Genomic DNA, 13,393 nt, shown 5'->3' on the forward strand with positions numbered 1-13,393 from the left:
TCATTCTGTTATTTAATTATATATTTACGTTAATATTAATCCAAAATAACACTTCTGAAGGTCATTGAAATTCTTCTAGCTCTCTCTTGGTTCACCCCATTAAAAAGGTCTTTTTTTCTAGGTGCTATACCATGGGTAAACTTATACCTCGCGTCATCTTTTATAATTACCAAAGATCGACGTGGTAATTTTATTTCAACAAGATTATTATTTATTAAATCTCGAAACTGCATTACGATATCAGACATTAAACTAAGAGAAATTATATAATTACCAAAACAGGGCTCACAATCTACATGTGGTGATATTCCTTGACCTATTTCATAATTATTTATAATTACTTGCTCTATAGGTTGTATTTGTCTGTCAATATTCTGTATTCTATTTTTTATAGAATTCATCCAAATTGGTAAATCTCCTATTCGTAGAGACGAATCTATCCTTCTTGTCTTGTAATTATATCGATAGCCATAATGCTGTACTTTTCTTTTTAAATCGTCAATCCAAGGAGACAAGTTAATTTTGTTAACAAGTACTCTTTCTTCTTCAGCTGTGATAAACTCATATGACATAGCCAAACCATCTATTAGAGATAGTCTGTCGTTATTCAATTCAACATCAGACTTATAATAACCAAATAAATCGCTCATATTTTTAAAATTTCATAATAAATTGTCTCTGTACTTACATCTTTGTGACGTTTATTGTTCTTGTAATTAAATGTTGGTTTTCCCGATTTTACAACATCATATACTGGTAAATACTCTTTAAACTCAGAATAGGATTTATTATTACCATTCCTAGCGCTATTTTGATAAATAATATAAATAGAAGCTAAAGGGTAGGTCTCTTTTATTGATACTATTGGCTCTGTTAACTTTACTGCGACCTCTTTTGATATATTAGCAAATAAATAACTATAATTAAAGATAATTAAAGATGTCTTAGATAATTGTTTTTTTAAGGACCTTAAATTATCCCGATTAAAATTATCACTTAAATTATACAAAAAAGATTTTTTGAAAAAGGAGTTTTTAAGAAAATTAGAGGCTTCTTTTAACATTGATGTTGATATATCAATACCAATATAATTGGTATTGATATCTAAAGAGTTTTTACTATAAAAAGATTGGTAAGCTATTGCGGCTGTTCCTGGTCCACATCCAAAATCTAAAATTGTAACCTCTTTATTATGATTTTCAAACAAAGTAGTGAACAAATCATTCTCAGAAAACAATACTGCCAGTTGAGTAAAATAATGCTTTCGTAAGTTATAATAACAATACAACTTAACTTTCTCTTCAGAAGTATGCGTGGTTGAAGCTTGGTCAAATATGGTACGTCCATACCGAAGAACTGAATTCCTATTGAAATCTGAGTCATATCCTAGTATTTCTTTAGGAAAGCCAGGTGATTTGTCTTTAATTGGTTTAATTATGAGGTTCTCAAAAAGAGAGCTGACAGCCTTCGATGGGATTAGAATATCATGTATAGTAAATATTAGAGGTTTAGGAATTAGCTCTTTCTCATAATTTGAATCAATATTACTAAAATCTTGATCTATATAGCCTCCTTTTATTTTTATATAATCCAGTAAATCATTATAGTTACTGTTTTGAGTTAAAAGATAAGGGTTACCCGTTACTATTAATTGTTCTTTCGAACGAGTTATAGCCACGTTTAATTTTCTGTCTATTAACTTTCTTGATTTTAAATCTAAATATGTTTGACTAGAAAGAAAATCTAATTGATGCGTACTATTTACTGCAACACTCAATATTATAATATCTCTTTGGCTCCCTTGAAATCTTTCTACTGTATCTACAGTAATATTTTCCCAGCCTTCAATGTTTTCAGACTCTAAAACAGATTTAATTAGTGCAATTTGACTTCTATATGGTGTTATTATACCTATGGTCTTATTGCTGTATTTTAATTCACGCACAGCACCAAACTCGTCAATAACTACAGAGTTTTTCAAATAGAGTGATTGGATTTTTTTTACTAAATCAGCAACTAATTTTGCTTCATAATTATTAGATTTTAATGTTATTTCTTCTTTTTTAGAATATGAAGGATAATATAAAACTCTTTTTGTCGCTAAATCTTGTTCTAATCCAGAATTGAAATTCGCAAAAGGAAGACTAGCTTTTTGACGTGATAAACCTACTATTTTTAAAGCACTATCGTAATATGAATGATTTGGAAATGCAGCAATATCTTTATGCATACGACCTTGATAAGTCAGTATGTCATATGCGTGACTCCATCCTTTAGCAATACAATTATTCAACATCCTTTCAAAATAAGAAACTCTCAAATCTGTCATTTGAATGGTCTCTAAGCTTTGAGAAAACCTTTGTGATTCCTTCAATGATTGTTGTGAAATTGCAGGTAATTGTTTCTGATCACCTATCATAATAAATTTTGAAAAATGAGGTAGTAATCCTACGAGTTGTGGTTCAAGTATTTGTGATGCTTCATCGATAATTACAGTGTCAAATTTTTTTAAGTCAAAAAGTATCTGCTGAGATGAGATACTAGAAACAGTACTAACAAATACCCTATGTTGTAATAAAACTTTTTTTAATTTACTCCTATCGACAGTGCCCGAACAAGCGTTAGAAAGAAGATTGTGATGATGTCTTTTTGCAGTTCCAGATGCAGAGCCAATACGAACGAAATTTAAATCGGTAGTCTCTTTATTTATGTCACTTGTGTTAGTGCTTTTAAAATTAATGATAGCATTATTTACCGCGTCGCAAATTTCATCAACTGCTCTGTTTGTATAGGCAAGCAATAATATATTAGTATTATCGAAATCATTATACAATCTTCTAACCAAATGCTTTAACATTATACTTGTTTTACCAGTACCTGGTGGGCCGATAATTAAGAAATAATTTTCTGCAGAGATTGCAGCATTTAATATTTTATTTTGTTCCCTACGACTATCCTCATTGGGTGACTCATCTGATTTTATAATTTCTAATTTGCTACTCGAATATTCTACAGGTTTACGCACTCCCATAACTAATTCTTTATATGGCTGATAAGTTTTCATTAATCTAAATAAAGATTTAATCATAACTGAAAAACTTCTATCAACGTAGTCCCGATCTATTGACCACGTATAGTCATTATTAAAAATAATTGGACTTATTATTTGGTTTTGACTATAGCGGAGTTTAATACTTATTGTTTGGTTTTTAGAACTCAAGGACTCTATTGTGCCTTTATATATTTGGCTTTCAGTTGCTAAGCTTGATTCCGTTTTTTGCTGGTATAATACACATAAATCACCAGCCCTGATACTTTTTTTTGCAATAACCTTGAAATCAGTAATTGTGAAAACTATAATAGGATTCAAAATATTTGATGAATTGTTTTCCTTTATTTTAAGATTTGTAAGTTGTGTTGAACTAGAGTTAATATCCTCCTCTTTATTCCATAAAGAAGAACTACCTGCAACTGAGTTAGAACTACCTAATTTGTGTAATATAAGTTCTGTGTATATGAATCTGTAAAATGCTTTAAAATAATTTATTTCTATAGTGTTTAAGCCTCGTAACTTATTAATTACTATATCAAAGTCTCTTCTAACCCATCCTATATTACCAGCTAGCTCAATGCCGGTTTTATCAAAATCAAATTGTTTAAATAAAGAATCTAAATCTTTATCTGAACTACGAGAAATAGTGATAATCGTACTAATAATAGAATTTCTATTATTTAATAACTTTTGTTCAAAAGTTATTTTTGGTTCAACATATCTAAGACTATCCAAAACCCCAGCACTGTAACAGATATAAGAGCCAAAATTATTACGTGATGTTGACATCACTGAGGATAACATTAATTCATATAATCTAGCTTGAGCAGAGTGAGTTTCATCCACTCTATTACTATCATTTTGAGGATATGGTAGTTTTCCGCTTTTTAATTCTACTATAATGTTTTTCCCTAAATCATTTAGATATAAGAGGTCCAGCCGCCCTTGAATCCCAAATTTATTAGAAATAAATGAGGGTTCTAACAAAATACTATCTGCTCTTTCAGTTCGCAAAAGAGTTGGTAGTTCTTTGTTAATTATTCGTTTGAGATTCTCATTCTGATCTTTAATTTCATTCATAAACTTTATTAGACCACTATCATCATCAAACAACTTTGTGTAAACTAAAGCGTGTCTCGCAAACGATTCTTTGAAATTATCCACAAATACTGGAGGATTATCTTTACTAGCATAAATCCATTTATCTAATAGGTCATTCACAACATTTCCTTTATGCATTGGGATATTGGGTTGAATATCTATGAGTTCATTAATGAAAAATTGTTGCCATAAAAAATGAGTTTCTCCTCCAATTCTTTTAACAGTAGAAGCCAATGAAGAAACATCTAGTGTGAAATCAGGCTCTAGTATTAGATGTTTGCATTGAACTTTATTGTCCTCTAAATGGACTATATCAATTAAACATACCCTATCCCCTTCACGAATAATATCCAAAATATTATCATATATCGCCTGTTGTTGCTTTGTTAAAATTAATGTAAAGATGTTTAACTGTTGATAATCTAATCGAATAGTATTATCTGAGTAACCAAGCACATTATAAAATTCATATGGAGTATCTATCTTATAAAAAATTGCATCTGATTTTAAAAAAGAAGAATTAGAATTTACTGAAGTTAACCATTTGGGTTGTGTTCCTTCTCCTAATTGCTGTATAAGATAACCAATTGCTGAAAACAAGCCGTAAAACTCATTAATTGAGATGTTATTACAAAAATTTTCATCCTTAGATTTATATCTGAATTCTGATAATTGAGCTTGTAAGGTAGTAGTTAATGCTCCTGTTTTGTAAACGTATGTCCATTTAGAAAATAGTGAAGAAAATGTAGCTATCTCCTCTTTTGTTGCTAAATTTAAAACTGTTGACAAAAGTGATCTAATTTGCTTTATAGCCTCATAACTTACATTTTTATGAAATCTATTATATAGATCTTTTAATTGATCATATAAGACGATGGAGTCCTCTTTGTTTATTTTTACTGACATTCTTTTGAAATTCTAAGTAAAAAAAGAACCTATTATTACTGTTCTCTCTTTTAATAAAGTACTAATTTGTTTTCTTTATATATTTTAACTTTATCTGTGGTTAAGCAGTATTAGTAGCGTTTTTGAGCACATTATAAGCCGTTCTATTTATATAAGACAAAACATTATCTGTCATAATATCTCCATACTTTTCTGGCGACTTAGACATAATGGTATCAACAAGTTTATTAGTTAATTGTTCTTTTATAATTTCATTATAGACCTTCTCTGCATCCTTATTTTTATTATTCAACATTATAGATAACAATATTTGATCATGTGCTACATCTTCTAAAAAGTCTCCAACCACAGCAACTCCATCGTCTCCAATCTCCGATTGAAATTGTAGATTAATTTCTGATATAATTTCTTTTACAGTTTTTGTTACTTTTACTCGTGTTACCGAGCCATTACTACCTGAACTTCCTCCACCAGTTGTATCATCGTCGTCATCCTCAGGGTCTATTTCAATTTCAGGAATAGAGAAATTAATAACACTTACGTCTCTCAATTCCTTTTCTAAATCTTTATTGCTGCTATTGGATAGCTTGTTACTTAGGTAAATGCAAAAAAGTTGAAATTGATGTAATTCTTTTTCTCTTAAATTAAATAAGGCATTTATATATTTGAATATCCCTAAATATCTACCTAAAAGCGTTCTAAACTCGTCTCTTTTTTCACGAGCTAAATTGGTTTCAAAATTCGACTTTATTATAAAGGTTAATCCTGCAATAGCAGGCATATTTTTACTATTTCCAGAAGTAGCTAACTCTAGAAGTTTTGTAACATCATCTTCTGTAAAAATTTCAAATTTTAGTAACGCTGCTTTTAATTCGTGTAATTGGTTAGGATCACTTGACTTATTTGAAGTCACATCTTTTTGATACTTCGTATAGGCTTTTATAATTTGTTTATAAGAATTTGTAAAATCAATAGCTAATGTGTCTACTTTACCTGGATGCATTCTGTTCAATCGACTCAAGGTCTGTACAGCATTTTTATCTCTAAGTGGTTTGTCAATAAACATGGTATGTAATAACGATTCACTAAACCCTGTTTGAAATTTATTGGCAACAATTAAGAAACGAATATCATCAGTTTCTTCAAACAAATCCTCAATTTTCAGACTTTTAGGATTATGTTCCTTATTCATTCCGTCTTCAGTGAATTTAGTACCTTTTAATCCCTCAATATTAAGTTGCGTAAACTCATCATCAGTCAATTCTAATTTATCAACATCTACTCCTCCAGAAAAAGCTATAATAGTTTTATAATTTAAGCCTTGTTTTCTAATCTCTTCATCCATAAACAACTTGTATTTACATGCAGCTATTCTACTACTTGTAACGACCATTGCTTTGGCTTTACCACCTATTTTATGTGCTGATTTATTCTTAAAAATGTTAACCATTCGGTTACATTTCTCTTTTATAATACCTGTGTCTTGATAAGCCTTTTGGCGAAGTGCTTTACGCACCATCATTGGCAGGTATTCCTTTTTTGTATCTACTTCTTTATTTAACTCATAAAGCGTGTTGTAACTATAGATGTGTTTGGCAACATCCATAATATAACCTTCTTTAATAGCCTGATCCATGGAATACACATCAAAGGCTTCCCATGTTTTATTTCCTTTTTTGTCTAAAACTAACTCTCCTTTCTCATCCTTTTTAGCAACACCAAAGTGCTCTAAAGTTTTATCGCTAGGTGTTGCCGTAAGTGCAATAAAGGCCATGTTTGGGAATTCCTTTCTTGAGATTTCATCTATCAACACATCTTGTTTATCTGGCGCCACAGTTGCAATACCTTCTTCATTTATTTCTTCTTCTCCTTCATCAGTTTGAAAAGTATCTGTTAAACCATCATGTAGTTTGCCTTCTTGCGATCTATGTGCCTCGTCAATTAAAACGCAAATTCTTTTATTGGTTTGGTCTGAAAGTTCTTTAAGATGTGAAAACTTATGAATGGTAGATATAATGACTTTCTTATTTTGCTGAAGCGCTTTTTTTAATGCGGCTGTATCTTCTGCATACTCTGCAACACCAGGCGTTAAAATTGCTTTCTGAAAATCTTTAGAGATTTGATCGTCTAAGTTAATCCTATCGGTAAGTACTACCACACTATCAAAAATAGAGTTATCTCCATCAAATGCATTACGAAGGTTCTGAACCATCCAAACGATGGTATTACTTTTTCCTGAACCTGTAGAATGTTGAATAAGGTAATTTAAGTTTAATTTGCCTGTTTCTGCAATTTGCTTTTTAATATCCTCAACCACATTACGTGTAGCACGCTGTTGATGGTATCTCGGAAAAATCCAACTATTACCTTTACCAGGATATAAATAGGATTCTAAAAAATTCAATAAACTATCTGGAAGCAAAATATCGTGATACAAATAATGAACAGGATACTCATGTTCATTAGGCGCTACGTTTACCAAATCCATATTAAAATCACGGAAATTACTCTCTGATGGTGGCTTACCAAAAGCAGCTGCCATTTTCACTTTATCATTATCACAAACAATGTGTAAAAATGGTTGACGAAATATAGGTAAATCTAAATCTCTACCTAAGTACTGTTCTATAGCTTCTTCAATAGTACCACTTGTACCTTGGTTTTTAAGCTCTATAGTTACAATAGCAAAACCATTAACCAGTAAAACAATATCTAAACTTTTGTTCTGTGCTTCTCCTTGAGACCCAAACGTCCATTGGCGAATGGCTGTAAACCTGTTTCTTTTATAAAGCTCTTTTTGAGTTGTGTTAGATGCTTTATTTGGTTTAAAATATAGAAGATCGAAATGTAAATCATTAACTTCTATGCCTTCTTGTAAAACCTGAAACAATTGCTTTGTAGCCAGTGCTTGTTTAAAATGGTTTTGAAACTCTTCTCTCCATTTGGTATGATACTGCTCTTGAAGTTGTCTTAATTTTTCTTCTTGCGTATTATATAAAAATTCTTCTAAATCATTTGGGTAAAGGCAAAGCTCTTTATTAATAGTAACATCTCTATTTTTATCTAAACGGTATTTGCCAAAAACCTCTAATTGATGGCAAAAGTGCTCTTCAAATACTGTTTCATTATCTATAACTAAGTCTTTTTTCTTCGCCATACTAAGCCACTTTAATTTTACCTGTTACAGCATTGTAAATTTCAATTTTGCGTATTTCTTGTAATTGATTGATTTGGTTTATTTGATTTTCTATAAGATTATCAATTTTTGAAACTCTAGCGTCTAGGTACTTAACTATTTCAATTTGTTCTGACCTGTTTTTGGAAAATGGTAAGCGAAATGTACCCGTTTGAAATTGTGATATCATTGGAACAGCAGTTGAAGAAGTTAGAACTTCAATGAAACTCTGAATATGTTTTGAATGCAATAAATAATAAACCAATTTTGGTTCAATTTTTAAGTTATTTACAAGAATCATACTTGGGTTAATAGTGGCGTCACCAATTTCACTTTCAACTATTGTGAATTTTCCAATACTACCTCTTTGCACTATTAATATGTCCCCAACCTTCACCATGATTTCTGGTGATTCATAATATTTATCCCAAGATAAATACTCTGGATGGGATAATTTGATACTATTAGATTTGCTAATATGTTTGGCTCCCAAGGTTAATGCTCCTTCCGTTTCATCGTGCACAATATCTTCCTTATTGTATCCCCTAAAACCAATTCTACCCCAAATATTAGAAACCTCTTTCAATCTCTTTACCTCCCAATGCTCAGGAATATCTCCAAGCCACTCTATGCCTGTTGGTTTTAGTTTTACATTTGAGTCTAAGCCTTTAGTAACCGCTGTATTTATTTCTATTTGGCGTAATTCTTTAAGCCTTTTTATTTGCTCTTTTTTGTTACTTATTAGTAGATCTAATTTACTTGTTTTTTCATCTAGGTAATTGACTATCGCGGTTTGTTCCTTTATTTCTGGAAACCATAATATAGTATCTTTAAGAATTTTATTTGTAATACTATATACCTTAACGCCTTGAACTTTTCTTCTAATTTGAGTCCTAAAAGAAATTGAATCAATAGCATAAGCAAAGAATCTTGGATTTGATTTTATTGATAGCCTGCAGACAACTGTATGATATCCTGCAAAAACTTTTTTCTCACTAGCTAAATGAGTGAAATTCCCTGCTCCTTCAATGTCCTCAGAAGTATCAGCAAAAACAAAATCTCCATACTTCAATAAAGAAGATTTATTTGTTTCAAGATATTCTTCATTTACATACAATAAGGTATTTTTATCAGGATCAACTTCAAAACCAAACTTAGAGTGGATTTCACCATAACTTACACAAGGAATACCTTCTTCAAGTAGATCGGATTTTGTTATAGATAAACCTTTACCATTCTTAAAACAGTATTTAAATCTCTTCAACTCCCAATGTGTTGGTATATTTCCAAGCCATTCTATACCTGAATGTTTATATGATAAATGTTTACTCATAACTCTAGACCTAATTCGTTCAACAATTGTGTATTACCAATTTTGTCTTCATCTAAATTTCCATGCTCTAAATCTTTAAATTCTGCTAAAACAGTTTCTAATTCCCTTAAAGGTTGATACACATAAAACTCTCGAGTAAAAGGTACTTCATAGCCTTTTTTCTCGTCTATGTATGTCCATTTCTTTTCAACCTCTTTGTTGAGCCATTTGGTTGTGTCTTCTTTCCAAGGAATAATCTCTGTATCTTTTGCAATAACGGGTACGTTTATAAAAGCTGTTAATTTTAGCTTGTTTCCATCAACAGCTTTAATAACTTCTATGGTTTTATCTTTAGTTCTGTTTTTTATAACAAAATCACTATCGGTTTTCAGTTCAAATGTAAACGTGTCTTGTTTCGTATTCTTTTTATCTTTTAGTGCTTTAATTTGTGAAGGTGTCGCTTTTAGAATTTTTGATAATGCATTTTGTGCTACTGTTACTTCTTTCTTTTCAAACAGCTGGTTACCTTCTTCGTCTAATTCTTCTAACTCTATAGTTACTTTACGATATGCAAAATCATCCAAATCGTAAATCTTACTGTATTTTCCTTTTTTGAAATCTTTATGGATTTGCACTATTTTATGCACATCAGGATCTGCAATAAAACGTCTTTTATCACCTAAACTCCTTTTCATAGGTTTCCAGAAATCAACAGCATTAATCAGCTGTATTTTACCTTTACGTTCAGCAGTTTTGTTGTTTCTAACAATCCATATATATGTTGCTATACCAGTGTTATAAAACAAGTTTGTAGGCAGTGCTACAATGGTTTCAAGCATATCGTTTTCAATAATATGTTGGCGTATGGTACTTTCACCACCACCTGCATCACCACTAAATAAAGGGGAACCATTATGTACAATAGCAATTGCAGAACCTCCTTTTTTAGGGTCTTTCATTTTAGAAAGCATATGTAGTGTAAACAATAACTGTCCATCTGAGGTGCGAGGTTGTGCAATATCAAACCTACCGTTACTAGCTGCCATAACTTTTTTCTTGATCTTAGACCAAGATTTACCATAAGGTGGATTAGAAATCATATAATCAAACTTCTCATTCGGGAAGCCGTCCTCAAAAAGGGTGTCACCATTTACTACTTTGGCATCTTCTCCTTTTATCATTAAATCGGCTTCACAAATAGACCACGTTTTATCGTTAACCTCTTGTCCATATAAACGAACATTTGCTTTGTCATTTACATTAACTTCTATAAACTCTTTTAAAGCAGTAAGCATTCCACCAGTACCACAAGCAGGATCATAGATAGTTACTAATTCTCCATCCTTCAATTTACGTTGATCAATATCAAGCATATGGGTCATTAAATCTATAACCTCTCGTGGCGTATAATGTTCTCCTGCTTCTGAATTGTTGGCTTCTGAAAAACGCCTTACTAATTCCTCAAAAATATAACCCATCTTAATATTAGAAACCGTTTCTGGCTCTAAAGGGATATTTGTAAATTCTTCTATTACTGAATATAAAATATTGTTTGTATTCAGTTTATCTACATGCTTTCGGATTCCTGAGAACTTAATAACGTCTTGAATCTTGTCTTTATCTTCTGGTTTTGCTTTCTTACTATGAAAGCCATTTAGATAACTAATAAAGTTGGTCTTGATACTATTTTCCCCTTCATCTTTTAGATCTTGTAAAGTGAATCCTGAATCGTTAGAAAAACCAACACGTCTATAAAGTTGATCATTAATAAATTTTGCAGCTGCACTGTCAGTCATCCTAGAGATACCATCATCAAACTCTTTTTCAATCTTGTCAATTTCAGATTTTAGAACGCATTCTAAACGTCTTATCAGTACCATTGGGTAAATAATATCAGGATATTCTGTTCTTTGAAAAATATCTCTTAGTACATCATTAGCAACTTGCCATATAAGGCCAGCTTCTTTAGATACGTCTATATCTCTTTTTTTACTCATTTTGATATCTAATTACTGTTAATTAGTTTGTTTTTAAGTTTCTTATTGAAACACTATTTTTGATGTTTTATTAATCTATGATATAATTTTTTTTATACCTTAATATGCTTTTGAACGATATAGTACTATATCTACTACATGTTTCTTGAGTTTAATCGTTAAACAACATTATTCTCAAATTGAGAGTGGTAAATTAAGAAATCCATTTGATATATAATTACGGTTTTCCGTAAAACTATAAAACTATATTTCTAGAATTATAGTTTTATATAAACAATGTAAATAATTGATTGTTTCATTTGCAAAATTTACTTTTAATGTACTAACTTTTATTTTTTTTTATTACTTCTAATTTATTTTAAAACATGCAATTACCTTTAGAGTCAACTATATCAATTTCTAAACTTACTTCAGTATTTAAAAATACCAGTGCAACTTATAAGTTTTACTGGTTTTGGGCGATTTTAGAATGTGCTGATGAAGGGAAGAAGGAGATTAATAAAAAGGAGATATTTTCCAGAATGTTAACTTTGTCATGGTACACTGTAAATTATTTTCAAGTATCGTTTGGGAAGCAAGACTTAATTCAGAAAGCAGTTCGAAGGATAAAAGATATTGAAAATATTAATGTTGATACCAAGAAAAGTATGATTCTTAAGATGCTTTTAGAGTCTGAAAACAATGAAACCAATGGCTTATTGCATCATTTTGATATAAATGTACCACATAAATTTTTGAGTCCATGGTTAGGTTCTGGTTCTAGATCAAAAGTATATGAAAAGTCTTTGGATGTTACTTTTGATGCCCCTTATAAATTATTGAATGATTCCATCTTTATATATGATAAATGGTATAATTATTTTAGAACAAATAGTGGCATATTAAAAACCTTTTGTTATTGGAATTTAACCCTGTTTTTACAAGCGAGAAACTCTAATGTACCCGATATTCCAAATAAAATACTAAGACCAATAATAAGAGGGAGTTTAAATAAACATAAAAAAATGTTCTGGGATCTTGTAATAAAGGAATTGGGGTATATAAATTGTATATATACCGGAGAGAAGTTAGTTGTAGGAGGTTATATAGTTGAACATTTTATTCCCCATCAGTTTGTTGCACATGATTTAATGTGGAATTTAATTCCTGCAGAATCAAGTTTTAATTCCCGTAAGAGTAATAAACTTCCTTCATTCGAAACTTACTTTGACGACTTCTATAGACTCCAGAAAGAAGGCTATGATATAGTTAGAACGTTGCGACCTAAGAATAAATTTCTTCAGGACTATTTACCAATTTTTCCTAGCCAAGAATTAAGTAAATTCAAGTATGAAGAACATATAAAGCCAATGCTTACTATTGCTCATAATAATGGTTTTCAATATATGAGCTTATGAAAAACTTTCTAGAACTACCTGAGACATCAATTCTTTTTAAAAATCAATTCTTCTTTATAATTAAAGATTCCTTTCCGGTATCTCCTGGTCATCTTTTAATCATTTCAAATGTTTTAAAAGCGGATTATTTTGCGCTTTCATCTGAGGAGAAAAATAATTTAGCTGAAGTACTTGAAATTGCAAAAGAAATAATATGCAAAGAGTATAACCCCTCTGGTTACAATATTGGAATGAATTGCGGGGAAACTGCAGGTCAGACTATTTTTCATTTTCACTGTCATTTAATACCTAGATACAAGGGGGATATTGAAAACCCAAGGGGAGGAGTAAGAGGTGTTATTCCGGATAAGATGAGTTATTGATTTCTATAAATTTAAAAACTATGTAATTAAGATAATTTTTTTTACACGATTAGATAGCGTTGTTTCCTATTACTTGGCTGTAGAAATTAAT

Annotated in this window: 7 protein-coding genes; 2 read left to right on the forward strand and 5 right to left on the reverse strand. The window is 30.6% G+C overall.

Annotated features, from left to right (window positions below; all coding sequences use genetic code 11):
• Positions 1 to 35 precede the first annotated feature (35 nt).
• The 5 genes from ACZ2G2_RS09085 to ACZ2G2_RS09105 all read right to left on the reverse strand — a co-directional run bounded on the left by ACZ2G2_RS09085 (position 36) and on the right by ACZ2G2_RS09105 (position 11,543).
• Positions 36 to 650 (reverse strand): alpha-ketoglutarate-dependent dioxygenase AlkB, encoded by a 615-nt coding sequence (locus tag ACZ2G2_RS09085; RefSeq protein ID WP_470391885.1) that lies wholly within the window; start codon positions 648 to 650, stop codon positions 36 to 38.
• A complete protein-coding gene (locus tag ACZ2G2_RS09090) occupies positions 647 to 5,059 on the reverse strand; it encodes an AAA domain-containing protein (protein WP_470391886.1) in 4,413 nt (1,470 codons plus the stop codon). The genes ACZ2G2_RS09085 and ACZ2G2_RS09090 overlap by 4 nt, the downstream gene beginning before the upstream one ends.
• 100 nt (positions 5,060 to 5,159) lie before the next feature.
• The gene (locus ACZ2G2_RS09095) at positions 5,160 to 8,216 is read right to left on the reverse strand and encodes a DEAD/DEAH box helicase family protein (protein ID WP_470391887.1); all 3,057 of its coding nucleotides are present in this window, start codon (positions 8,214 to 8,216) and stop codon (positions 5,160 to 5,162) included.
• Position 8,217: 1 nt separating this feature from the next.
• Positions 8,218 to 9,567: a restriction endonuclease subunit S gene (locus ACZ2G2_RS09100; RefSeq protein ID WP_470391888.1), complete on the reverse strand. Its 1,350-nt coding sequence runs from the start codon at positions 9,565 to 9,567 to the stop codon at positions 8,218 to 8,220.
• On the reverse strand, positions 9,564 to 11,543 hold the full coding sequence (locus ACZ2G2_RS09105) for a class I SAM-dependent DNA methyltransferase (protein ID WP_470391889.1): 1,980 nt from the start codon (positions 11,541 to 11,543) through the stop codon (positions 9,564 to 9,566). Before ACZ2G2_RS09105 ends, ACZ2G2_RS09100 begins: the two co-directional genes overlap by 4 nt.
• Positions 11,544 to 11,908: 365 nt before the next feature.
• On the opposite strand from ACZ2G2_RS09105, the gene ACZ2G2_RS09110 reads away from it, so the two are divergent.
• Both ACZ2G2_RS09110 and ACZ2G2_RS09115 read left to right on the forward strand, forming a co-directional pair.
• On the forward strand, positions 11,909 to 12,940 hold the full coding sequence (locus ACZ2G2_RS09110; RefSeq protein WP_470391890.1) for an HNH endonuclease domain-containing protein: 1,032 nt from the start codon (positions 11,909 to 11,911) through the stop codon (positions 12,938 to 12,940).
• Positions 12,937 to 13,302: an HIT family protein gene (locus tag ACZ2G2_RS09115; protein ID WP_470391891.1), complete on the forward strand. Its 366-nt coding sequence runs from the start codon at positions 12,937 to 12,939 to the stop codon at positions 13,300 to 13,302. The genes ACZ2G2_RS09110 and ACZ2G2_RS09115 overlap by 4 nt, the downstream gene beginning before the upstream one ends.
• Positions 13,303 to 13,393 lie beyond the last annotated feature (91 nt).

This window comes from Olleya sp. KKT75, assembly GCF_055635485.1.